Genomic DNA, 24248 nt, shown 5'->3' with positions numbered 1-24248 from the left:
AGTAAGATTCAAGCGCCGGGCCACGGTGGGCCGCAGTGGCGCATACCGGACGGGCGAACCAGTATAACGGCTTTGCGGACGTCGCTTATGTGCGCGAGCCGCGTCCGAACGGTCGACGCCGGTATACTTATGCGCTTCACCAAGAATAACGTCATTGACAGGGCTCCCTCGCCTGTATGCTGAAGCCATTCATCATCCACCTCGTCGCCTGGTCAGTACGACGCGCAGCGTGGGTCATCTCCCTCGCGGTCGTGCTGGCCGCGCTGTGCGGCGTATACGTCGTCCAGCACTTCAAGATCAACACGGACGTCAGCGGACTCGTCGAGAACAAAGGGACGTGGGCCGAGCTCGGCGAAGCCATCGACCGGGCCTTCCCGCAGCGCGATCAGGCGCTGCTGGTCGTCGTCGAAGCCGATGTGCCTGAATTCGCCGACGCCGCCGCCAACAAGCTCGCCGCCGCACTCCGGGAGAACGCCCGCGAATTCAGCGCGGTGACGCAGCCGGCGGGCGGACCGTTCTTCGAACACAACGGCCTGCTGTTCCTCCCCACATCGACCGTGCTTTCGACCACGGGCCAGCTCGTGCAGGCACGACCGCTCGTGAACCAGCTCGCGCGAGACCCGAGCCTCACGGGCCTCGCCGGTACGCTCTCGACGACACTGATGCTGCCGCTGCAGATCGGCCAGGTGAAGTTGCCCGATATGGCCGATCTGCTTGGCCGCGCCGCTGGTGTCGTTGATCAGGTCGTCGCCGGCAAACCGGCGGCGTTCTCCTGGCGCGCGCTCGTCGACAAGGATTCGGCCGTCAAGCCCGCGTTCGCATTCATCACCGTGAGGCCCGTGCTCAACTTCGCGGCGCTCAAGGCGAGCGCGAGCGCGTCGGACGCGATCCGCGAGACCGCCGCGTCGCTGCACCTCGACGCCGACTACGGCGCCCGTGTGCGCCTGACGGGCCAGCAGCCGCTCGCGGACGAGGAATTCGCCTCGGTTCAGGACGGCGCCGTGCTCAACGGCGTGCTGACCGCCATCGTCGTGCTCGTGATCCTGTGGCTCGCGCTGCGCTCGGGCAAGCTGATCGGCGCCGTGCTCATCACGCTCGTGATCGGCCTCGTCATCACCGCCGCGCTCGGCCTCATGATGGTCGGCTCGCTGAACATGCTCTCGGTTGCGTTCATGGTGCTGTTCGTCGGACTGGGCGTGGACTTCGGCGTGCAGTTCGGCGTGAAGTACCGCGAGGCGCGCCATCTCGACGACCGTCTCGACTTCGCGCTCCTCAAGACGGCGCGCATGATCGGCGTGCCGCTCACGCTCGCCGCCATCGCCGTCGCCGAAAGTTTCTTTTCATTCCTGCCCACTGCCTATCGAGGCCTCGCCGAACTCGGCCAGATTGCCGGCGTGGGCATGTTCGTCGCGTACCTCGCGAACATGACGCTGCTGCCCGCGCTCATCAGCGTGTTAAAGCCGCACGGCGAGGCGCACTCGCCTGGCTTCGCGTTCCTCGCGCCCATCGACACGTGGCTCGCCGAGCACCGCAACAGAGTGCTCATCGGCACGCTCATCGTCGTGGTCGGTGCGACGCCGTTGCTGTTCAATCTGCGCTTCGACTTCAATCCGCTGCACCTGAAGGACCCGCATACGGAGTCGATGGCCACGCTCATCGCGCTGAAGAATTCGCCGGTCATCTCGATCAACAATGTGAACGTGCTCGCGCCGTCGCTCGAGGAGGCGGACAAGATCGCCGCGAAGCTCTCGAAGCTGCCGGACGTGGGCCGCGCGACGACGTTGAGTTCGCTGATCCCCGACGACCAGCAGCAAAAGCTCATGCTGATCTCCAGCGCCGCGCAGCAGCTCTTGCCCGCGCTCACGCAGCAGCCGTCCGCGCCGGTGACCGACGAGGTGCGCGTAGCGACGCTCAAGCGCACTGCGAATCAGCTCTCGCTCGCGGCGGAAGATCATCCGGGCCCGGGCGCGGCAGAGGCGAAGCATCTGTCCGAGGCGCTGACAAAGCTCGCCAACGCCGACGCTGCCACGCGCGATCGCGCCGAGCGGGCCTTCAGCGCGCCGCTCAAGCTCGCGTTCTCGCAACTGGCCAACCTGCTGCAGCCGACGCAAATCACGCGTGAGTCCCTGTCGCCCGAAATGGTGCGCGACTGGGTGGCGCCGACGGGCGAGGCGCTCGTCGACATCGCGCCGCGCGTGCCGGCGGGCATCGATCCCAACGACGACCGGATGCTCGCGCGCTTTTCTCATGCGGTGAAGGCGGCGGAGCCTCGCGCAATCGGCGGGCCGATTTCGATCCTGCATTCGGCGAACGTGATCATCCTCTCGTTCCTGCAGGCGGCGGCGTGGTCGGTGGTGCTCATCACGGTGCTCCTGTGGATCACGCTGCGCCATTTCGGCGACGTGCTGCGCACGCTGATCCCTCTGCTGGTATCGGCGCTCGTGACGCTGGAGCTGTGCGTCGTGTTCGGCATCCAGCTCAATTTCGCGAACATCATCGCGCTTCCCCTGATGCTGGGGGTTGGCGTCGCGTTCAAAATCTACTTCGTGATGGCGTGGCGCGCGGGCCAGACCGGCCTGCTCCAGTCGAGCCTCACGCACGCGGTGCTCTTTTCGGCTGCGACGACCGCCACTGCGTTCGGCAGCCTCTGGCTGTCGCATCATCCGGGCACGTCGAGCATGGGCAAGCTGCTCGCGCTTTCGCTGTTCTGTACGCTGATCGGCGCGGTGGTGTTCCAGCCAGTGCTGATGGGCAAGCCGCGCGTCGTGAAACGCGCGGGGGCGCAACGTCGGGAATCAATCGATGAAAATTAAACGAGCCGGGCTGATCATGGCCGCGGCGAGCCTCGTGCTCCTCGTGACGTCGGGTTGCGCCACCGGCCCCGATCGCACGCCGGGCGATCCGTTCGAACCGGCGAACCGCGCCATCTTCAAGTTCAACGACGCGGTCGATCGCACCATCGCGCAGCCGGTCGCCAAGGGCTACCAGAAGGTGACGCCGCAACCGCTGCGCCAGGCAATCAGCAACTTCTTCTCGAACCTCGGCGACATCGGCAACTTCGCCAACAACCTGCTGCAGCTGAAGATCGTCGACGCGACCGAAGACCTGATGCGTCTCGCGATGAACACGACGTTCGGCCTCGGCGGTTTGATCGACTTCGCGACGCCTGCTGGCCTGCCGAAGCACCATCAGGACTTCGGCCTCACGCTCGGCCGTTACGGCATGCCCGCCGGTCCGTACCTCGTGCTGCCGCTGTTCGGGCCGAGTTCGGTACGCGACGGGATCGGCATGGCGGTCGATGTGAAGTTCAACATGCTGAACTACATCGAGCCCGCAGTGCGCAATCCGCTGTACCTGACGCAGTTCGTCAGCACGCGTTCCGATCTGCTCGGCGCGACCAATCTGCTCGAGCAGGCGGCGCTCGATAAATATTCATTCGTGCGCGATGCGTTCCGCCAGCAACGCGAGTCGCTGCTGCGCGGCGCGGCGGGCAGACAGGCGCTGCCGGATTACGGCGACCCGGACCACCCGGACGGCTCGGACAAGTCGAACGGCGTGCCCAATTACGAGGATCCGGGTGATTCCGGCGGAGCGGGTGGTAAGGGCGGCAAGGGTGGCGCGGACAGTAACGGCTTGCCGAATTACGAAGATCCGGGCGCGTCGGACGACAGTGGCAACGCTAACGGCACGTCGACGGCAGCAGGGGCGGCCGGTGAAGCCGCTGTGGTGGATGGCGCCTCGGCTGCGGTTGCCGCGCCCGCAGGCGCGTCCGAAACGGCTGCAGCGGCCGCTCCGGCGGTGCCCGTGGCTGCATCGGGATCGGCTGCGGTTGCGGCACCTGCCGTTCCAGCGCAAGCGCCTGCAGCGCAGGCAGAGACCACGCCGAATCCCGCCGTTCCGGTGCCTGCTTCGGCCCCTGTCGCGAATGACGCGTCCGCCGCCGCTGCTGCACCAGCCAGCGCGTCCGAGACTGCTCGGATGGCCGCACCAGCGGCGCCTGCGGCCGCATCCGCTGCGGTGGCGGCGTCTGCCGTTCCAGCGCAAGCGCCTGCCGCGCCGGCTCTCACCGCACCAGGGCCTGCCGTCCCTGCATCGGCGCCTGCCCAGTGACTTGCGCCCCGCTGCGGCGGGATGACAACCTGAAACACGTCTTCACGCCCGTTCGCGCAGCCTGCGACCGCTCGTGCGCGTTGGCCGCCGCAGCGCGCACGCGAACCGCAGCGTGCCCTTAACCGCAATAGCTGCACCGGGCGGCCGTTTGACGTGATCGCTTCGCGCGCGCCGCTCGGCGCGGTTCGTTGACCATCGCCCCCGCGCGACCCGCATCCGATCCGGCGCGCCTTACTCGTCGTGCAAAACGACGCTCTCCGTGGCGTCGGCTACGTTTTCCGATGCAGCAATCAGATTGCTGCGCAGGTTGACGATGGCCTTCTGCAGCGCACGAAACTCCTCCGGTGCCAGGCCTGCCGCCTTCGCCGTCACCTCGCGGAAGGCAAACGCCCTTTCCCGCAACGCCCGGCCTGCCTCGGTCAAGAACACGCGCACGCTGCGCTCGTCCTCGCTGTCACGCTCGCGCCGCACGTAGCCCATCGCCTCCAGACGTTTCAGCATCGGCGTCATCGTGCTCGGCTCCAGGAACAGGTTTTCGCTCAGACCCTTGACGGTCTGGTTGTCCTCTTCCCAAAGACAAATGATGGTCACGTATTGCGGGTACGTGAGGCCGAGCCTCTCCAGCACGGGCTTGTAGACCCGCGAGTAGGCCAGGTTCGTGGAATAGATTGCGAAGCACATGAAGTCGCCCAGCTTTGCCGTTTCCTTACGGGGTTCGCCGTTCTTGCCCATCTGGCACCTCTCAAAATATTTATCACGATAATCATTATTGTACTTGAATGTCGAAGATGGCTCGGCTATAGTTCGCTCACAAATGATTATCGCGATAAGTAAATGAAGTTTGTGACGCGCCAGCGTCGCGCAAGAGAAACAACGGAAGACATCCACACGGTCAGGCATCCACCACTTCAGGAGAAAGCAGATGAGCAAGCACCTCAACCTCAGTCCCCGCCGGATGGTCGCGGCACTCGTTCTTGCCGGGGCACAGTTCGCCCTGTCGGGCGCGGCGCAGGCCCAGTCGGCAAACGACGTACCGGCTGCGACTGTGACCACGACGGCAAGCCAGACGCCCGCCACGTTCAAGTCGATCAAGCAGATCGACGCCGGCGTGCTGAACATCGGCTACGTGGACGAAGGTCCGGCCGACGGTCCCGTGGTCATCCTGCTGCACGGCTGGCCGTACGACATCTACAGCTACATCGACGTCGTGCCCATCCTGACCAAGGCAGGCTATCGCGTGATCGTTCCCTACCTGCGCGGCTACGGCACGACGCGCTTTCTCGACGCCAATACCCCGCGCGACGGCCAGCCGGCAGCGCTCGCGTCCGACGTGATCGCCCTGATGGACGCGTTGAAAATCGACAAGGCCACGCTCGCCGGCTACGACTGGGGCGCGCGCACCGCCGATATCGTGGCGGCCTTGTATCCGCAGCGTGTCAACGGACTGGTTTCGGTGAGCGGTTATCTGATCGGCAGCCAGGACGCGGGCAAGCAGCCGTTGCCGCCGGGAGCGGAACTGCAATGGTGGTACCAGTTCTACTTCGCCACCGAGCGTGGCCGCCTCGGCTATGAAAAGAATCACCATGATTTCGCCAGGCTGATCTGGCAAACGGCTTCGCCGCAATGGCACTTCGACGACGCCACCTTCGAGCGCAGTGCCGCCGCGCTCGACAATCCGGATCAGGCCGCCATCACGGTCCATAACTACCGCTGGCGTCTCGGCCTGGCAAAAGGCGAGCCCCAGTACGACGAACTGGAAGCGCGGCTCGCGAAGTTCCCTGCCATCACGGTCCCGTCGATCACCCTGGAGGGCGATGCGAACGGCGCGCCTCATCCCGATCCGGCGTCGTACGCGAAGCGCTTTACCGGCAAGTACAAGCACGAGCTGATCACCGGCGGTGTGGGTCACGACCTGCCGCAGGAAGCACCGCGCGCCTTCGCCAATGCCGTGATCGAAGTCGGCCAGCTTTAAGCGTCAGTCATTAAGTCATCCGAAACATATCGCTCCATCGTTCAACACCTGAAAGGAAACATCATGAGCACGATCGTAAACGTCCTCTACACTGGAAAGACCCACACCACCGGCGGCCGCGACGGCGTCGCGCGAAGCGACGACGGCCGCCTCGACATAAAGCTGTCGCCGCCCGGCGGCAACGGCACGGGCACGAACCCGGAGCAGCTTTTCGCCGCGGGCTGGTCAGCCTGCTTCATCGGCGCGATAGGACGGGCTGCCAAAGAGAGGCGTGTCGCCGTACCCGCCGACACGGCTGTGGATGCCGAAGTCGACCTCGGTACCGGCGATGGCGGGTTCTTCCTGCAGGCGCGTCTCACGGTGAGCCTGCCCGGCCTGCCGCGAGGTGTCGCTCAGGAGCTGATCGAGGCCGCACACCAGCTCTGCCCGTATTCGAAGATGTCACGCGGCAACATCGACGTGACCATCGCGCTGGCATGAGCCATCGTCGAAACCATCCGGACTGCGATGCGGCGAGCGGGCGCTGGTCGGCCCCTCGTTCTGCGGCTTGTCCGGCTGAAATCACTTCACAGCGCGGAGAATTCTCATGACCTCGACGCTCAAAAAACTCTGCATCGCAGTCGGTGCTTGCGCAGCGCTTGGCGTCGGTGTGGCCACGTTCACAACCTTGCCCGCCGCCAGCGCGGCGGGAGACAAAACCATGCAGACGTATCGAAGCGATTTGCCGAAGCTGGGCCCTCTTCCGTCGCTGGATGGTGCGTCGACGTGGCTGAATTCTCCCCCGCTCGACGCGGCGCAATTGCGCGGCAAGGTCGTGCTGGTCGACTTCTGGACCTATTCCTGCATCAACTGCATTCGCACGTTGCCGCATGTGCGCGCGTGGGCGCAGAAGTACCGCGACCAGGGTCTGGTCGTGATCGGCGTACACACGCCGGAATTCGACTTCGAGAAAGACACCGCGAATATCAGCAAAGCGATAGCCCGTTTCCAGCTGGATTACCCGATTGCGGTCGATAGCGACCATCGCATCTGGGACGCCTTCCACAACAACGCGTGGCCGGTCTTCTATATCGCCGACGCGCAAGGACAGGTGCGAGCGCGCTTCGTTGGCGAAGGGAATTACGACAAGGTGGAGAAGGCGATCCAGTCGCTGCTGGCCGAAGCCGGCAAGCACGATGCGATGGGCGCGCTCACCGCGCCGCAGGCCGGCGACGAGCAGGCTTCGCCCGACATCGCGCACCTGGGCTCCGGCGAAACCTATGTCGGTTACGCGCAGGCGTCGAATTACGTCTCACGCGGTGGCTTGAAGGAGGACGTTGCCCACGACTACGTGGCAAGCACGCCGGGGCTCAATGAATGGAGTTTTGCAGGTAACTGGACGGTCGGCGCGGAGCGCGCGAGCCTGAACCGGGCAGGCGGCGGCATCGTTTATCGCTTCAGCGCGCGCGATCTGCATCTTGTCCTGGGACCGGGTGCCGGCCGAAGTCCGGTTCGATTCCAGGTGACGGTCGATGGCAGCGCGCCGGGCGCAAATCATGGAACGGACACCGACGCCAACGGTAAAGGTGTCGTCACCGAAACGCGCCTTTACCAGCTCGTGCGCCAATCCGGCCCGGTGAAGGAGCACACGTTCGAGATCCGTTTTCTCGATCCCGGCGTCGACGCATTCGCCTTCACGTTCGGCTGATCGGGGCCTGGGCCTGTTCACACAAATAACAGGCCCGGGCGGCGGCAATGGATCAATGCACCGCGTCTTCTTCCGGCGCTTCAGCCGTCCGGGCCGTGGTCTGCATGGTCTGGCGATAACGCTCGAAGGCCTCGTCGGCGTAACGGATACGCTCGCGCCCGTGCGGCGCGGGCTTGCCGTCTTCGCCCAGATTCACGAACACCATCTTCTCGATCGTCAGGATGCTCTTGCGCGTGATCTTGTTGCGCACTTCGCAGCGCAGCGTGATAGACGTGCGGCCGAAATCCGTGGCCTTCATCCCGAGTTCGATGATGTCGCCTTGCCGCGCCGAGCTGACGAAGTTGATCTCCGAAATGAACTTCGTCACGACGCGCTGGTTATCGAGCTGGCAGATCGCGTAGATCGCCGCTTCTTCGTCGATCCAGCGCAGCAGGCTGCCGCCGAAGAGCGTGCCGTTCGGATTCAGGTCTTCAGGCTTGACCCATTTGCGGGTGTGAAAATTCATGACTGGTAAATCTCGCGGTAATGATTTGTCCCCGGTTCTCAGATTGAACCTAGGGTTAACGCTTAGATTTTACCAGACATAAGGGTTTTCCCTACATCACTCGATGGCCCGAGCGGATCACGCAGGGAAAAGGGCTCCAGATGCTACCAGCACGCGTCGTGCGGCGGCGAGGGACTGGCGAGCCGCGCGGGCGTCGGCGGCGATGCGCAGCAGGCCGCCCAGTTGCGCGGGCTCGCGCGCGAGTTCACGCAGGACCGGAAGGATCGCCGTCGAGCCGTCGTCGCGCAGGCCCGCCATAGCCGCCTTGGGCAGGCTGCGCCACGCCGGATCGACAATCGCGCGGCACACGGCGAATGGCAAGCCGCGTGCGGCCGCGGCGACCGCCGCCAGATGCGATTCCATGTCGACCGCCAGCGCGCCGCCCGTCGAGCGGTGGAGCGCGGCCTTGTCCGCCGCGCCCGTGAGCGGCTTCGCAACGGCCGCCTCGACGCCGCGCCGCACGCGAGCCGCGAGCGGTGACGCCTGCAACGCCGCGGCGAGCCGCGCAGACCATGCGGCATCGGTTTCGATGCGCCCGAATGGGCCGTCCACCGCCTCGGCAATGACGATCGTTCCCGGTTCAAGATCGGGTGCGAGTCCGCCAGCAGTGCCGAAGCTGATCACACCCGAAGCCCCACGCTCGAGCGCGGACTTCAGCGCGCGGTCGAGCAGATCGGCGCGCGCAGCGTAGACCGCCACGACGTCGTCGTGCCCGTCGCCTTGCGCGACGCGCGCCTCGAATGCCATTCCCGCGACGGCGATCACGGGCCGCGCGTCGTTGCGCCCTGCGCGCGTCGATGGCGTAGCGGACACCGTCACAGCCCGGTCGTCACGAGCGTCGTGCCGGAGCGCTTGACGTTGCGATATCGTGCGAGCGCCCACAGCGGGAAGAACTTGCGATAGCCGTGGTAGCGCAGGTAGAACACGCGTGGGAAGCCGGTCGCCGAGAAGCGCGTCTCATCCCAGAGGCCGTCCTCGCACTGCGTCTTTTGCAGCCATTCGATGCCACGCGCGACCGCCGGATGATTCACCTCACCCGCAGCGATCAGCCCGAGCAGCGCCCAGGCCGTCTGCGACGCCGTGCTCGCCGCGCGCTCGTAGCCGCGGTATTCGAGCTTGTAGCTCGTGCCGTCCTCGCCCCAGCCGCCGTCCGCGTTCTGGATCTGCACGAGCCACTGCACAGCGCGCTTCATGCGCGCGTCATCGTGCGGGAGGCCCGCCGCGTTCAGCGCGCAGAGCGCCGTCCACGTTCCGTAGATGTAGTTCATGCCCCAACGGCCGTACCAGCTGCCGTCGGCTTCCTGCTCTTCGAGGAGGTAGTTGTACGCCCTGCGCGCCGGTTCGCTCGCGGACGGAATCTCGCCGATCTGCGCGAGCATCGACAGGCAGCGGCCCGACACGTCGGCCGTCGGCGGATCGAGCAATGCGCCGTGATCGGAGAACGGAATGTTGTTGAGGTAGTACTGCGTGTTCTCGGGCTCGAACGCGCCCCAGCCGCCGTTGCTGCTCTGCATGCCGACCACCCACTCGCGCGCGCGGGCGATGGACTCGTCGTATTTGTTCGTCTTGTCAAGCTTGTCCACGCGATGCATCGCCAGCGCGACGACCGCGGTGTCGTCCACGTCGGGATAGTGCGGGTTCGCGTACTGGAACGCCCAGCCGCCAGGACGCACATCGGGACGGCGCGAGATCCAGTCGCCGCGCACGTCGAGGATCTGGAGCGGACGCAGCCATTCGAGGCCGCGGCGCGCCGCTTCTTCGGCGCGCGCCTCGCCCGTTTCGAGCAGCGCGTGCGCGGCGAGCGACGTGTCCCACACCGGCGAAAGACACGGCTGGCAATACGCCTCGTCCTTGTGGATCACGAGCAGCTTCTCGACGGACTGGCGCGCGATCGCGCGATGCGGGTGATCGGCCGGATAGCCCAGCACGTCATACATCATCACGGAGTTGGCCATGGCCGGGAAGATCGCACCGAGGCCGTCGTCGCCGTTAAGGCGTTCGTCGACGAACGCAACCGCCGCGTCGATCGAACGCTGGCGCAGGTAATTCGGAAGCAGCGGATCGACCACGCGCAGCACGCTGTCCACGGCGCGGAAGAAGCCGAACCAGCGCTTGCTCTGGTGAGGTGCGCGCTTGTTCAGGCCGGTCGTGACCGGCGCACGATGGAACAGTTCGTCGATCCGCACGCCGCGCGGATTCCTCGCGACGGGGCGCTTCGCAGTCAGCACGAGCATCGGCACGATCACCGTGCGCGCCCAGTACGACACCTTCGAGAGGTGGAACGGGAACCACTTCGGCAGCAGCATGATTTCGACCGGCATCATCGGCACTGCATACCACGTCACCACGCCGAAGAGCGCGAGCAGGATGCGCGTGAACACGTTCACGGATTCCGCGCCGCCCGCCGCGAGAATCGCCTCGCGGGCGCGCACCATGTGCGGCGCGTCGGGCGCATCGCCGATCATCTTCAGTGCGAAATACGCCTTCACGCTCGCGCTCACGTCCATCGCACCTTCGGCGAAGAGCGGCCAGCCGCCACCGGGCAGCTGGATGCGGCGCAGGTAGCGCGCGATCTTCTGTTCGAGTTCGAGATTCGGCGTCTCGCCGAGGTAGTGGACGAGCAGCACGTATTCGGCAGGAATCGTGGCGTCGGCCTCGAGTTCGTAGACCCAGTGGCCGTCTGCCCGCTGTGCCGCGAGGATCGCGTCGGTTGCACGCGTGATGCTCTCGTCCAGCGCGTCGACCGGCGCAGCGGCGCGATCCGTGGCCGCGGCGTGGGCGAGCGGATCGGCGGGAGTGCTGTCGGCGGCGGTGGCGACGCCGCTCGCGAGGTCTTCGGTCGGCATGGCTTGGGATAGGTCGGTCATCGGTGTTCCATGTTTTCTGTAAGCAGCAGGTCCGCTGCCTTGCGGGCGGAGCGGAGCGCGCCTTCGATAGTCGCGGGCAGACCAGTGGCCGTCCAGTCCCCTGCGAGCATCAGATTGTTCCAGCGTGTGCGCGTCGCGGGGCGACGCAATTCCTCATCGGGTACAGCCGCGAATGTCGCGCGCGGCGCCTCGACCACCTGCCACGGCGGCAGACGGTCGGCAGGCAGCGACGCCGCTTCGGCCACATCCGCCCAGACCTTGCGCGCGAGCACCTCGGGCGGCACGTCGAGCACGGCGTGCGCATCGTGGATCGTCGCGGAAAGGCGTCCGTGCGCGGCGAAAAGCCAGTTGGCCGTGCCGTTCAGCAATACCATCGGCGACGCGAGTCCGTGCGGCGGCTCGATCGCGAAATGCACGCTGACGATCGAGGTGAAACGCCGCGGCGTCTGGATCGCGGGCACGAGCGTCTGGGCGGCCTCGGGCGGCACCGCCAGCACGACGGATTCGTCGGCGCCCACCACCACGCGGCCATTGGCGAAATCCAGTGCGACGACGCGGCGCGCCGCGTCGTCGTACACGATCTCCACGAGCGGCGACTTGAGCCGGATCGCCGCGCCGCCGTGCTGCAGCATGCGCAGCGCCGGATCGACGAACGCACTGGACAGGCCGCTCTTCGCGACGAGCGGGCGAAACGCGTCGCCGCCAGCGACGAGCGCCTCGCGCAGCATGTTCGCCGCAAGCTCGCCGCTCGCCATGCGCGGCTCGACGTTGAGCGCCGCGAGAAACAACGGGTTTAGCAGCCTGTCCCACAGCGTGCCGTTGCAGCGCATGGTCTGCGCCAGCGTTCGGCCAGGCTTCGCGAACAGGAGCGGCAGCAGACCCAGGTAATCAACCGTCTTCGTGCCCGGCACGCGCGCGTTCGCATCTCCGATCCAGTACGGCAAGCGCGAGCGCGAGAAGCGCACGGTCCAGCGCGCGCGCGCCGCGAGATCCATGAACGCGAAGCCAGGATCGGGCGGACTGACGAGTGCGTCGGCCGCGCCGATCGCTCGTGCGTAGGCCAGCGTGTTCGCGTGCGACGCCAGCATCAGATGATTGCCGCAGTCGAGCGTCGCGCCGAGCGTGCTGTCGTAGTAAGACCGGCAGCGTCCGCCTGCCTGCCCGGCCGCCTCGTATAGCGCGATCTGCACCCCGCGCCGCTGCAGCCGGACCGCCGTCGCGAGGCCAGCGAGCCCCGCGCCGATCACATGGACAAGCCTCGGCATCAAAACAGCGCGTAACGCGCGACGATCCACATCAGCCGGGCTTTCGGCTTGGTGATTTTCGTGCGCGGCAGGTCGAAGCCGCGGTCCAGCGTTTGTTCGAGCAGCACGCGATACACGCCCGACATGATGCGCGGCGCCTTCACCTGCGAGCGCGGCGCGGCGTCCATGATCGCGTCGGCTTTGGCGAAATAGTGCTTCGCGCGCTCGGCGAGCGTCTCGCATACGCGCGAGAGCGACGGATCGGCGGCAATCTGATGAGGGCCCGTTATCGCGATGCCTTCGCGCGCGAGCAGTTCGCGCGGCAGATAGCTTCGATTGATATCGGCGTCTTCGTCGATGTCGCGCAGGATGTTCGTAAGTTGCAGCGCGCGCCCCAGATGGTGCGAAAGTTCACGCCCCGGCTCCTCGGCCATCCCGAAAATCCTCACCGATAGACGTCCCGCCGCGCTCGCGACGCGATCGCAGTAGAGGTCGAGCGTGGCTTCGTCGGGCGCGCAGATGTCTGCCGCTGCGTCCATCGCCATGCCGTCGATCATCGCGTGGAAATCCTCGCGGCGCAGACCGAACGTGTGGATGTGGCGCGTCAGCGCCGCGAGCGCCGCGGGCGGCGTGCCGGCGTAGCAGGCGTCGATGTCCGCGCGCCAGCGGTCGAGCCCGGCCGCGCGCTCGGCACGCGGCAGGTCGCTGTCGGCGATGTCGTCGACGGCCCGGCAGAACGCGTAGACCTGGTACATCGCGTCGCGTTGCGACACTGGCAGGATACGCATCGCCAGATAAAACGAACTGCCCGAGGAAGCGGCAGCCGCATCAATTTGTTGTGTATCGTCCACGACGAGGTTGGAAACGGCCAAGACGATCTCCGCTGAGGGGGCGCCCGCAACGGGGGCTATCAGATATTCAGGCCCGCGGGTGACTTGCACTCGTGCGGGTCGCCCGCGCGCGCGGACACGCACGAGGCAGCCGGTTCGCTCGCAACCTCATGGATGCAATTTGCGGCCGGAAACGGGCAAAAGTATATCAACCTTTGCATGGCACCGCAGTCGGGCACCCACCGGTCCAGGACAAACAGGGGACGGATGCCCTTAGCCGAGCGCAACCGAGCGGTTGCGTCCCTCGCGTTTGGCGCGATAAAGGGCCTCATCGGCTTCGTTGACCATGGCCTCGTAGTCGGGCACGCCCACACGTGCGGCGGCCCCGCCAAAGCTCGCGGTCACGCAGACGGCCACGCCCTGCACCTCGATCGGCGTATCGGCGATCGAGCGGCGGATCTTCTCGGCGACGCCCATTGCATCGGCGAGCGGCGTGCACGGCAAGAGGAGCGCGAATTCCTCGCCGCCGAAACGGCCGAACACATCCTGCTTGCGCACCATGTCCGACACGCGCTGCGCCACCACGCGCAGCACTGTATCGCCGGCAACGTGGCCGAACTGGTCGTTGATGAGTTTGAAGTGGTCGAGATCGAACAGCAGCATCGAGAGTTCGCCGCCGTAGCGCTGCCAGCGCGTGAATTCGTCGGTGAGCCGCGCCTCGAAAAAGCGGCGGTTCGCGATGCCAGTCAGGCCGTCGCGGTCCGCAAATTCGCGCAGTTTTTCGACGGCCTCTTCACGCTCGCGCTGCATGATGCTTACGTGTGTCACGTCCGAAATCGTGACGCAGACGGCAATCACCTCGCGACCATGCATCAGCGGCATGAACGTGCAGTCCTGCTGCATGTAGTCGACGCCGCCCGTGATGGGCCGATCGTGATCGAAGCGGAACAGCCAGGGCCGCTGCTCCCACGAACTGAACGCGAAGCTGCCTAGCTGGAACACGCTCTCGACCTTGCGCGCAAGCCACGCACGCGGCAACTCGGGAAACATGTCGAAAACCGGGCGGCCGATCACCGCCTCCGGCGCGAACCCGCTGTGGTCCTGCATGAAGCGGTTCCACATCAGCACGTTCATGTTCCGGTCCAGCACGAAAATGCCGAAACCGACCCGCTCGACAACGAGATCCGACAGCGACGGCAACGGAACCGGCAGATCCGCTGATCCGGTCATAGGCTGAGCAGCAGGGCGTCGATCGCCTGGCTGACGTGGTCAAGCGACTCTTCCGCCATCAGCATGACGAGGTGAGCGCGAAAGCGCTGGTCCTCCAGCGCGAAGTTCACCTCGACGAGCAAGGCGAGGTCCCAGGCCAGAAGGCCCGGTCGGAACACCTCGTCGAGCATGACGTTCTCGCCGAGCAGCCCGGGCTGCGTAAAGACGGGCAGTCGCCCGAGCTGGTCGAGCATCGCCGAGACGCAGGCGCCCGTCAGCGCGTTGGCCACGTCGAACATCAGCTCTCTTTCCTCGACCGGCTCGAAGGCAAACGAGGCGTAGGGACCGCCCAGCAGCGTGCTGAGCGCCATGATCTCGCCGCTTCTGCAGATCACGAGCGCCTCGCCCTTGATCTCCGAGCGAAAGCCCTGGCGCACGGCCGTCACCGGACCGTCGATGCCCGTCATCTCGCGCAGCGCGGCCGCAGCCTCGGCCACCTCGACGACGCGCACGCGCGGCACCGACAGCTCGATGAACGAGCCGAGCAGCCCCGACAGCCGCGTGGCGGCCTGCCCCATCCCCAGATTGGCGATCTCCTGGATGGCGTCGCGCTGCACTTCCGTGAAGACTGGATCAGCCATACAACCCATACTCCTTCAGGATTGGGAGCAACGCCTCCTGGGTGATCGGTTTCTCGACGAAAGCCACCGCGCCAAGCGTGCGCACGCGCTCCTTGGCCAGCGGCTGGATATCGGCGGAAACGACGATCACGAACGAATTCAGGTCCTCGTGCTGCAGTTCCTCGAGCACCTGAAACCCCGTCATGTCGGGCATCGTGAGGTCGAGAAACATCACCGCCGCCCGGCCGGCGCGATAGAGCGTCAGCGCTTCGCGCCCGTTCGACGCGTATGAAATGTCGACACGCCAGTCCTCGGGCAGCGCTTTCGCGAGCACCTTTCGGGCGAGCAGAGAATCGTCGGCAATCACGATAGGCAAGGACGGCGCGAGCATGTATATGCGAAACAAATATGCGTTGGACGGACTGCATTGCCACGGTATAACGGCGGCGCTAGCGGTTTCTTTAGGCCCGATGCTGTCGGAGGAGGGTTCGGGCAGCGAAAAGGCGCATTACCGCGCGGCACCGCCCGTAAGCCGCGCCGTTCCTGTTCGCATGAGAGAAGTCACCCCGCAGTGGCACCGTGCGTGAAACGTCACGGTGAACGAAGCCCAGTATGTATGGCCCTTTATTTGCGTTTTGATTGATTCTCGAATCAATTGAAGTCAAATGCAACTCGGCAGAAAGGCGTAATCCGAGAGATTTAACTCAAATACGCCGATCCACGAAAAACTAACGATCACCGTGCTGCTAATGTCGCGTAGATTTCGCTTTTGTGTACGTTTGCGCTTCGCGGAATTTCGCGAATTCGGCACGCAGAGAAACCGGCTGTACGCGCCGGTTCCGCGCCATTGCACCCATTACCGTGCCGGTTCGCACCATTTTCTTGTCGCCGCAGAGCACGGGCGGGGTCGTTTATGATGTCGGAAGCCTCTGCTGTCGGATTTCGCCCTCCCAAAAAATGACTCCTGATCGGCCCCCACGGCCAGACGATCGCATCCCCGCGCCACCCCGCAACGATGCGCCGCTACCGGCGGCGCCCAGCCACGACTTTAAGGTCCGCCGGCGCACACTGATCGCGCTCCTCATCGCGGCAATCGTGCTGCCGTGCGTCTACGTCGCCGCCATGGCCTACAACGACCTGCGCGTGCGCGAAGCCGAAGCCACTGACGCAACGCTGCGCACGGTGCGTGTCGCACAAGAGCATGCGGTGAAGGTCTTCGACATGAACGAGGCGCTCAACGCGCGCATCATCGAGCTCGTGCAGGGCCTCGACGACGACGGCATCCGCGCGACGGAACCCCTGATCCACGAAAAACTCGACGCATTCGGCGGCGGTTATCCGCAGGTGGCGTCCCTGTCGATCTTCGGACACGACGGCGACCTGCTCGCGAGCAGCCGCCAGTCTCCGCCGCCGCCTGTTTCGATTGCCGCGCGCGCGGACTTCGTCGGCATCCGCGATGGCCGCAAGATCGATCAGGTCTCGCCCGTGGTGGTCAGCCAGGTGACCGTCAAGCCCATGTTCACGACCAGCGTCGCTCGCGAGAGCAATACGGGCGCGTTCGCGGGCCTCGTCTCGGTCGCATTGCGGCCCGAGTATTTCGGCGCGTTCTACCGCGACCTGCTGGGCGCGCAATCGCCCATGGACCTGGGCCTCGTGCGCAGCGACGGCTCGATCCTCGCGTTCTATCCCCCGCCGCGCGCCGGTGCGACACACATCACACCGCACACCGCGTTCGTCGACGCACTAGCCCGCGGCGCCGATTCCGGCGTCGTGCGAATGCACTCGCAGGTCGTGGGCGACGATGTGATCCTCGCGTATCGGCGCGTCGGCGCGTATCCGGTCTACGTATCGTGCGGCTATCGGACCTCGGCAATCTGGGCGGAGTGGCGGCAACACCTGAGCGTGTTGTTCATCTCGATGTTCACGCCGTCGATCGCGCTCTGGTGCGTGATCTGGCTCTCGCTGCGCCGCCTCGCTGCCGAGGAAGAAGCGTGGGAGCGCTGGCAAGCCGAAGCATCGATGCGACGCTCCATCGAATCGGCCTACCGGCAGTCGCGCAAGATGGAGGCGCTCGGCAACCTCGTCGGCAGCGTCGCCCACGACTTCAACAATCTGCTGATGATCGTCTCCGCGAACGTGCAGATCGCACGGCGGCGCGGCGCTGCGGGCCTCGAACGCGAACTTTCGGCGATCGAGCGCGCGCTCAAGAGCGGGCAGTCGCTCACACGCCAGTTGCTCGGCGTCGCGCGCAAGCAGCCGCTGCGCAACGAGACCATTCTGATCAGCCGCTGGCTGCCGGCCAGCCGCGAGTTGCTGGGCGCGTCGCTCGGCGCGAAGGTGTCGCTCGTGCTCGACGTCGACGAAGACGTGTGGCCTGTGCTCGTCGATGTCGCCGAATTCGAACTCGCGCTCATCAACCTCGCCGTCAATGCGCGTGACGCCATGCCCAACGGCGGCCGCTTCACCGTTCGCGCGCGCAACATCAGCTTCCGTCCGGGCGAAGGATTCCCGCTCGACGGCGACTTCGTGCAGATCTCGCTGGAAGATACGGGCGTCGGCATGCCTTCCGACGTGCTCGCGCGCGCCTTCGAGCCGCTCTACACCACCAAGCCGAAGGGCATGGGCACCGGCCTCGGGCTGCCGCAGGTGTTCGCGTTCTGCGAGCGCTCGGGCGGTCTCGCAGCCATCGACAGTGCGATCGGTGCCGGCACGTCGGTGCACCTGTATCTCCCGCGTACGCTGCAAGCGCCCGCCGCGCAGCGTCCGCCTGAGCCGCGCAAGGCTGACGTGAACCCGCCAGAGGGGCTGCACGTACTGCTCGTGGAGGACAACGACGAAGTCGCAGCGGGCACCGAAGCGCTGCTGCAGATGATGGGTCATCAAGTCACCTGCGCGAACGATGCGGCGAGCGCGCTCGCGCTTATGGAGGCGGGGCATGACACCGCGGATGCGAGCGGGGACGCCACCTCCTCGCGCTTCGATCTCGTCATCTCCGATATTCACATGCCGGGAGAGATGAACGGCATCGACCTCGCGGAGGCACTGCAGGACATCGAACCGAAACTGCCGATCATCCTCGTGACCGGCTACGCCGAGGAGCTGGAGCGCGCGCGTCACGCCGACGTGCGCGTGCTGTCGAAGCCGTTCGATATCGGACTGCTCGAGAAGATGCTCGAGCAGATTCAGCGAGATCGGTCGCAACGGGCGCAGCGGGAGCGCGACGCGACGCTCTGAGGTGGGGTTGCGCCGCGGGTCGTCGGGCGGCGTGGCATTCGGATTGAGGCAGGGCCGATGTGGATGCGGCGCGCCGGCACGGCACGGCGATTGCAGCACCGATCGACGCACGATGCACGATTGAGCGCATCATGTGATCCTCACTCACCGAGCTTTGCAGTCGAGGAGGGCGCCATGAGACAAACCGTGACTGGTCGCTTCAAGACCTGGAATGACGCGGTGCACGCGCAGGACGTACTGATGCTGAAGGGTTTTGCTGCGGGCGATATCGAATTGCCCGTGCATAGCTCGGGCGTCCTCGCGGGAATCGAGCGCCTCATCGGCAGCTTCTTCTCGAGCGATCCGCTGGCGCGAGGCGGGCACGACGCGGAGCACGCGCCGATGGCGCCGGGCGATATGGTGCTGGTCGGCGTGCACGTCGAAGACGAAGACCACGCGGAGCTCGCCCGCGAGACGCTACTTCAGGAGCACGCGATCGACATCGCGACACGCGGCACGGGCTGGGGCTGGGTGACGCAGGACACGCCTGTCGCGCGCGAGCACTCGGCACTCGAGGAACTGGGGCTCGCGGGATTGGCCAATGCAGTGCGGCAGCGTGTTGCCACCGCGTCTTCGCCGATGCCCGCGTCTGAGCGAAAGACGGCGGACACCTCCGGTTCAGGCAATCCCGGCAACGAGGCCGAGGCCACGGTGCTGACCGCGGCGAGCGCTCCGGGCGCGGGGGCTGTGATGGGTCACCACGTCGACGTACCCGCCGCGCCAGAAGCAACCCGACCAGCCAAAGACGCTGCACCACAAATTCCCGACGAATTTCTCGAGTACGAAGACGACACGCCCGCACACCATCGGACGCTGCATTGAGTGCCGGATGATTGCGGCTCGCGGGAGGTCCGGGCGTCGCGCGTCCGGGCGTCTTTCTGCGAGCGGCGTCAGCGGCCGAGTTGTCGCTGGATCCACGCGACGTAGCGATCGACGAATGACTGCAGGAATTTACGCATATCGTCGTTGATAATCTCGCCTTTTTCGTTGATTTTGCCGCCTTCGTGCTTGATGAACATTTCAGGCTGACCGAGCAGTGCGACATCGAGACAAGCCAGCACGGTACGCAGATGCTGCTGCGCGATGGCCGTGCCGAGCGGGCTCAGCGATGTGCCGAGCACCGCGCCCGGCTTGCCTCGCCACGAACTCTGTCCCCGCGGACGCGATCCCCAGTCAATTGCGTTTTTCAACACGCCCGGAATCGAGCGGTTGTATTCGGGCGTCACGAAAAGCAGCGCGTCGGCCGCCTCGATCTGCTGCTTGAACTTGCGCGCGACCTCGGGAAAGTTGGCGTCATAGTCCTGGCTGTAGAGCGGCAGTACGCCGATGTCGACGAAATCGAACGAAAAGTCGGGCGGAGCCAGCGACGTCACCGCATGTGCGAGCTGCCGGTTGAACGACTCCTTGCGCAGACTGCCGACCACGACCGCGATTTGATAAGCCATCTCAGTGTCCTCCTCAGTGCTCTCACTAGTGCGCGCGAAGCGCAATGAAAGAGAACTTCATCATAGGCACGAGACCAATCTGATGAGCGGGCGATGGCCATTGAGCCGTGCGCCCGGGGCCGGCTGTGGATAAGTCGAGTGTCACCGGGTTTATCCACATTTTTTCTGGATAACCTTGTGGACAATTTAGCGTGAGGGTCGATGCCACGGGGCCTTGCGTGGGATCGCACAGGAGAATTTCGATTGCCCATATATTGGGCGTTCTATATTTCGAGGTTTTCGATGCTGCTTTCGCTCGATAGATCAGAACACGTCTCGATCGAGCGAAAGCCGGCCGTGGTGGCAGCCCACTGCCGTCTGGTCGGTGAGATCTAGCCGCGAGTCATGACGCGGGCCTCAAATAGCGGTCGCTCAGCGCATGCAAATGTTCAAGCACGGAGGCCGCGTGCGCTCAGCCAAAAAGCGCGGCGACATTCTCAGGCGGACGGGCAATCACGGCACGGCCGTTGCGTACCACGATCGGTCGCTGGAGCAGGATCGGATGACGTGAGATTGCTTCGTAGAGCTGATCATCTGTGACGTCGGCTGCGTCAAGACCGAGTTCGTTGTACTCGGTTTCGCCAGTCCGGATCATTTCGCGCAGTGGACATCCAAGCATCGCGTGCAGTGCCTTCAACTGGTCGACTGTTGGCGGAGTCTTCAGATACTCGATCACCTCGACAGCCTCATTGGCCGCGTTGTAGGCGTGAGTAACGAGCTCGCAAGCACCGCGAGATTTGGAGCAACGAGGGTTGTGATAGATCGTGATCATGGTTACCAAGTGACGAGAGAACTGGTGTGCGGCCACACATTGTGCTGCCGATGAATCACCCGATTTTACCGGGCCTCCCGGACACGCCGAAGCTCGGTTTGCGGGTCTATCCGAGAGGTTGGCCGGAAATTGGCGTCTTTCGCGAGGAACCCGCCAATGGATATGAGCCGAGGCGTGACCCATTGGGTTGGCCAGTTGCGTCCGAGAGCTCGGGACTTTATGCGCATAAAGCGATCACTAGTACCGCATCTCAGTTGCGAAGGACAGCCTCATCCATTGACGCCTAAGTCAAATCCGGCAGTGCTGATCCGGCGCTGCGATCAGCTTTATGCGCATAAATCTTGGTCAAATGGCCAATTCGCTGGGTTATCACGACAAAAGTCGTTGAATTGAAATTCATTCCAGGTAAAATTCCTAGCGATCAGGAAAACGGAGAAAATCAATTGGCAGCAGAGATAATCGCAGTCACGCAACAAAAGGGCGGGGTCGGTAAAAGCACGATCGCGATGCATCTCGGCGCGGCCTTCCACGAGAAAGGAAAGCGGGTGCTCGTCGTGGACGCCGATGGCCAAAACACCCTCGTTCATTGGGCCAGTGCTTCAGGTGACGAAGAAGTCGGCATCCCGTTCCCGGTTGTGAATCTCTCCGAAGCGGGCGGACAGATCCACCGGGAGATCAAAAAATTCATCGGCGATTACGACGTCATCGTGGTCGACTGCCCACCGTCAATAACCGAGAAAGTCTCTGGCGTCGTGCTGCTGGCTGCCTCGATCGCGATCGTTCCCACCTCGTCATCGCCCGCCGATTATTGGTCGAGTGTTGGATTGGTCAAGTTGATACAGCAGGCGCAGGTCATGAACGAAGATTTGCGTGCGGTATTCCTGCTGAACAAGACGGAAGAGAAGCGCATGCTCACACGTGAGCTAAAGCGCGCACTCGAAGACCTTGGCTTCCCGCTGCTCAAAACGCAGATTCCTACCCGCGAGGCGTACAAACAAGCCATGGCCCTCGGCCAGACGGTCCTGCAGATGAACGACCGTGGCGCGCGGCTAGCCGCGCTTGAGGTGCGCGCCGTCGCCGACGAAATTGCGTCGATGCTCCCCTGACTTTATGCGCATAAAGGACCCTGAATGAAACCCTCCCAATTTGCCAAAGGCTTTCAGGCAAGGCCTGATACGACCAGCAGCGAAAAGCGCACGGCGCTCGACAGACTCAATGCCATCGATGGACTCGTCCAGGACACGTCGAAAACCAAAGAAGTCGCCGACCATTCGCGCGAGCCAGCAGCCGACGCCCACATTCCGGCCGACACCGTGCCTGATCCGGTTGAAAACGAATCGTCCGAATATCGTACCTGGAGAGTCGAACATGGATACCGGCCCGGACAAATCATCGAACTGCCGTTGAAGGCTATCAAGCCGAGCCCGTTCAATCCTCGCCACTTTTACCTGAAGTCGTCGATCGCAGAGCTTGCAGTCAACCTCGCGAAACAAGGCCAGCAGCAGGCCATCCATGTCATTCCCGATTACGTTACGCCCGGCAGCTATTACGTGAGCGACGGCGGACGCCGCGTACGTGCACTGAAGGAAGCGAATAAGGAAACGGTCAAGGCAATCGTCGTTGATTTGCCCATCGGTATTCAGAGTTACAAGCTTGGCTACGATCTCAACGTCCAACGGGATTCGCAGACCGTTTTCGACAACGCTGTGGTGTGGAAACGGTTTATCGACGACAAGTTCTTCCAGAGCCAGCGTGAGCTCGCTGATCATCTCGGACTCGACGAATCGACGGTTGCTGTCGCGCTGTCGATTGCGAAGTTACCGGAATCCGTGATGCAGGAAATGGTTGCCCGCACGGACCGCTTCGGGTCGAACATGGCATATCAAGTCGGCCGCTACCACGGTGCCCGTGGCACCGACGCTACGCTGCGCTTGATCAACCGGATTCTTGCGGACGACCTGAGCACGCGCCAGGTAGCAGATATCGTCAAAGGACGGTCGAACGCACAGGAGAGTGCCAAGACACCGGGACGCCAACGCTACGCTCAGCGCCTCGAGATCAAGATGGAAGGTGTATCCGTCGGCGATCTCAAGTCATACGGCGACGATCGACTCGAACTGCGCCTCAAAGGACTGTCCAAGGATCGACGCGACGAAATCCTGCATCAGATCGAACAGATTTTGCAAACCAGATAATTACTCGCGGGAATTTCCGGAAGTCAATTTCCGGCCTATCCCGCTGAAGATCGCGTCGCCGGATTGCCCGGCGACATTTTGCTCAGGCCGCGCGCGACTGGCCCAACGTGAATGCGAGCAGATCACCGTCGGTCGGCTCGCCCCAGGTCTTCCTCGCGAGCCAGTCGAAGAATGCAGTATCTGCCAGTTTCGATTCGAGACCGCGCCGACGCCAGTCGTCTCGCATATGAGCACCGAGACCCGGCAGTTCGTCGCTCTCGAACGACTGGCGCGCAATCTGCCTTTCCATCTCACCCTGTTCCTCGTAGAGTGCGCGCGCCTCTTTGCGGCGATAAGCCGAGTATTCGTCGAGTAGACGTGCTTTTGGATCGTCCCCGCCCAGCACGGCCACGGCGCCCTTGCCGGTAGCCGCCGAGCCCGACGCCGTCTCATCGACGGGCGGCGCATAGCCTTTCTTGAGCGCATCCTTGAACAGGGCCGCCGCACTGCGGACGGGCGGCAGGCTCGTGCTGCGCAAACGCTGCTCGGTCAGCTGGAGCGCGGCGCGAATCCGGTTCTCCTCACTGTCAGCGTAAAGCGACTGCGCTTCCTTCAGAGGAATACCGATCTTCACCATCCGGTCGACGAGTGTGCTGTCGAATACGTTCGGATGCTCGTCGAGCGCCAGCATGGGCTGCTTGCGCTCGGTGACGCGAAACTGGATTTCAGCTACCCGGCGACCTTCGCGATGTTCGATCAACTCGACGAATATGTTCGTGACCGCGTTGACTTCCGCGATCGCGGGGCGAAGATAGTCGCGTTTGAAATACTTGTATTCGCGCTTGGCCTCGTCGCCCGCCTCGGTATCCGGCGTGCCCGAGAGGATCGGGCGCCACCATTCCCAGGTCTCACGCATCGTGAGATGGCTGGGATTCGTCAGGTAACGCACACAGATCTCGTAGAGCGCAAGGCCTGCGCTGCTGCGCAACTGGCTCTGAAATTGCAGGCTCAACCGGGCATACTGCACCGGGTCGAGCAGCTTTTTCTTGATCTTCGGCGCGAACGAAAATTCGACCCAGACGCGTCGTGTAGCTGGATCCTCGAGGATTTCGGCGTCGGCAATCAGCGTCGAAATACCCCACTTCCGGCCAGGCTTCTGACTCGACGTCCCCTGACTCCATTCGACCTGCACCGACACCATGCGGCGCAAGTGCTCCTTCACAAGGGCGGTGTCGTTGGAGTCGAATGCCGAATTCGCGACGATGTCGGATAACAGGGCACGATAGGTATCCCCCGACTCGTCTGCCTGCTGGGCGACTGCAAGGAGAACGTTGAACAGCTTGCGGGTCAGCAACGTGATCTTGCCGCTTTTCGGCTGAATCGCGATCGCCTCGACGGCCTTGCGTAATTCGGCCGAACTGGGGCTTACCACATCGGTTTTTTTCACACGCTTCGTGGCCAT

20 protein-coding genes and 1 pseudogene are annotated in these 24248 nt (G+C 64.1%); 9 read left to right on the top strand and 12 right to left on the bottom strand.

Going from position 1 to position 24248, the window contains the following annotated elements:
- Window positions 1-176 precede the first annotated feature (176 nt).
- Window positions 177-2813, top strand: coding sequence for a hopanoid transporter HpnN (gene hpnN / locus L0U80_RS15455; protein WP_233866136.1), 2637 nt, complete (start codon window positions 177-179; stop codon window positions 2811-2813).
- Window positions 2803-3870, top strand: a pseudogene (locus tag L0U80_RS15450) (MlaA family lipoprotein); the annotation flags it as partial. The gene hpnN and the pseudogene L0U80_RS15450, both read left to right, overlap by 11 nt.
- A gap of 471 nt (window positions 3871-4341) precedes the next feature.
- On the opposite strand, the gene L0U80_RS15445 reads toward L0U80_RS15450, so the two are convergent.
- The gene (locus tag L0U80_RS15445) at window positions 4342-4842 is read right to left on the bottom strand and encodes a MarR family winged helix-turn-helix transcriptional regulator (RefSeq protein ID WP_233866133.1); all 501 of its coding nucleotides are present in this window, start codon (window positions 4840-4842) and stop codon (window positions 4342-4344) included.
- Between the two features lie 190 nt (window positions 4843-5032).
- On the opposite strand from L0U80_RS15445, the gene L0U80_RS15440 reads away from it, so the two are divergent.
- The 3 genes from L0U80_RS15440 to L0U80_RS15430 all read left to right on the top strand — a co-directional run bounded on the left by L0U80_RS15440 (window position 5033) and on the right by L0U80_RS15430 (window position 7769).
- Window positions 5033-6082 carry an alpha/beta fold hydrolase gene (locus L0U80_RS15440; RefSeq protein ID WP_233866130.1) on the top strand — a complete coding sequence of 350 codons (1050 nt, stop codon included), beginning with the start codon at window positions 5033-5035 and terminating at the stop codon, window positions 6080-6082.
- 63 nt (window positions 6083-6145) lie between these two features.
- The gene (locus L0U80_RS15435; RefSeq protein ID WP_233866128.1) at window positions 6146-6562 is read left to right on the top strand and encodes an organic hydroperoxide resistance protein; all 417 of its coding nucleotides are present in this window, start codon (window positions 6146-6148) and stop codon (window positions 6560-6562) included.
- A 106-nt stretch (window positions 6563-6668) separates the two neighbouring features.
- Entirely contained in the window at window positions 6669-7769 is a 1101-nt protein-coding gene (locus tag L0U80_RS15430; RefSeq protein WP_373322203.1) for a thioredoxin family protein, read from the top strand.
- A gap of 52 nt (window positions 7770-7821) precedes the next feature.
- On the opposite strand, the gene L0U80_RS15425 is transcribed toward L0U80_RS15430, so the two are convergent.
- The 8 genes from L0U80_RS15425 to L0U80_RS15390 all read right to left on the bottom strand — a co-directional run bounded on the left by L0U80_RS15425 (window position 7822) and on the right by L0U80_RS15390 (window position 15474).
- Complete coding sequence (locus tag L0U80_RS15425; protein ID WP_233866126.1) at window positions 7822-8274, bottom strand: acyl-CoA thioesterase; 453 nt, start codon at window positions 8272-8274, stop codon at window positions 7822-7824.
- A gap of 117 nt (window positions 8275-8391) precedes the next feature.
- Window positions 8392-9132 carry a phosphorylase gene (locus L0U80_RS15420; RefSeq protein ID WP_233866123.1) on the bottom strand — a complete coding sequence of 247 codons (741 nt, stop codon included), beginning with the start codon at window positions 9130-9132 and terminating at the stop codon, window positions 8392-8394.
- On the bottom strand, window positions 9129-11180 hold the full coding sequence (gene shc / locus L0U80_RS15415; protein WP_233866120.1) for a squalene--hopene cyclase: 2052 nt from the start codon (window positions 11178-11180) through the stop codon (window positions 9129-9131). Before shc ends, L0U80_RS15420 begins: the two co-directional genes overlap by 4 nt.
- Window positions 11177-12445, bottom strand: coding sequence for a hydroxysqualene dehydroxylase HpnE (gene hpnE, locus L0U80_RS15410; RefSeq protein WP_233866117.1), 1269 nt, complete (start codon window positions 12443-12445; stop codon window positions 11177-11179). The genes shc and hpnE overlap by 4 nt, the downstream gene beginning before the upstream one ends.
- Entirely contained in the window at window positions 12445-13296 is an 852-nt protein-coding gene (gene hpnD, locus L0U80_RS15405; RefSeq protein WP_233866104.1) for a presqualene diphosphate synthase HpnD, read from the bottom strand. Before hpnD ends, hpnE begins: the two co-directional genes overlap by 1 nt.
- Before the next feature lie 231 nt (window positions 13297-13527).
- Window positions 13528-14484, bottom strand: a complete 957-nt coding sequence (locus L0U80_RS15400; RefSeq protein WP_233866092.1) for a sensor domain-containing diguanylate cyclase — start codon at window positions 14482-14484, stop codon at window positions 13528-13530.
- Complete coding sequence (locus L0U80_RS15395; RefSeq protein WP_233866089.1) at window positions 14481-15104, bottom strand: chemotaxis protein CheC; 624 nt, start codon at window positions 15102-15104, stop codon at window positions 14481-14483. Before L0U80_RS15395 ends, L0U80_RS15400 begins: the two co-directional genes overlap by 4 nt.
- Window positions 15097-15474 carry a response regulator gene (locus tag L0U80_RS15390; RefSeq protein WP_233866083.1) on the bottom strand — a complete coding sequence of 126 codons (378 nt, stop codon included), beginning with the start codon at window positions 15472-15474 and terminating at the stop codon, window positions 15097-15099. Before L0U80_RS15390 ends, L0U80_RS15395 begins: the two co-directional genes overlap by 8 nt.
- 566 nt (window positions 15475-16040) lie before the next feature.
- Between L0U80_RS15390 and L0U80_RS15385 the strand changes: the two genes are divergently transcribed.
- Window positions 16041-18317 (top strand): hybrid sensor histidine kinase/response regulator family protein, encoded by a 2277-nt coding sequence (locus L0U80_RS15385; protein ID WP_233866080.1) that lies wholly within the window; start codon window positions 16041-16043, stop codon window positions 18315-18317.
- A 174-nt stretch (window positions 18318-18491) separates the two neighbouring features.
- Complete coding sequence (locus tag L0U80_RS15380; RefSeq protein ID WP_233866077.1) at window positions 18492-19178, top strand: hypothetical protein; 687 nt, start codon at window positions 18492-18494, stop codon at window positions 19176-19178.
- A 68-nt stretch (window positions 19179-19246) separates the two neighbouring features.
- On the opposite strand, the gene L0U80_RS15375 is transcribed toward L0U80_RS15380, so the two are convergent.
- Complete coding sequence (locus L0U80_RS15375) at window positions 19247-19801, bottom strand: NADPH-dependent FMN reductase (protein ID WP_233866075.1); 555 nt, start codon at window positions 19799-19801, stop codon at window positions 19247-19249.
- 451 nt (window positions 19802-20252) lie between these two features.
- Entirely contained in the window at window positions 20253-20612 is a 360-nt protein-coding gene (gene arsC / locus L0U80_RS15370) for an arsenate reductase (glutaredoxin) (protein WP_233866072.1), read from the bottom strand.
- A 443-nt stretch (window positions 20613-21055) separates the two neighbouring features.
- Here arsC and parA point away from each other — a divergent pair, with 443 nt between their 5' ends.
- Both parA and L0U80_RS15360 read left to right on the top strand, forming a co-directional pair.
- A complete protein-coding gene (parA, locus tag L0U80_RS15365; RefSeq protein WP_233871336.1) occupies window positions 21056-21718 on the top strand; it encodes a ParA family partition ATPase in 663 nt (220 codons plus the stop codon).
- Between the two features lie 24 nt (window positions 21719-21742).
- The gene (locus tag L0U80_RS15360) at window positions 21743-22807 is read left to right on the top strand and encodes a ParB/RepB/Spo0J family partition protein (protein WP_233866069.1); all 1065 of its coding nucleotides are present in this window, start codon (window positions 21743-21745) and stop codon (window positions 22805-22807) included.
- Between the two features lie 82 nt (window positions 22808-22889).
- Here L0U80_RS15360 and L0U80_RS15355 read toward each other — a convergent pair.
- On the bottom strand, window positions 22890-24248 hold a 1359-nt coding region (locus L0U80_RS15355), incomplete at its 5' end, for a replication initiation protein (RefSeq protein WP_233866066.1).

Origin of the sequence: Paraburkholderia adhaesiva, from assembly GCF_021390575.1 — a bacterium.
GTDB classification, from domain to species: domain Bacteria; phylum Pseudomonadota; class Gammaproteobacteria; order Burkholderiales; family Burkholderiaceae; genus Paraburkholderia; species Paraburkholderia adhaesiva.
Note: the sequence above shows the minus strand (reverse complement) of the source record. Positions and strands in the feature narration are given on the sequence as shown.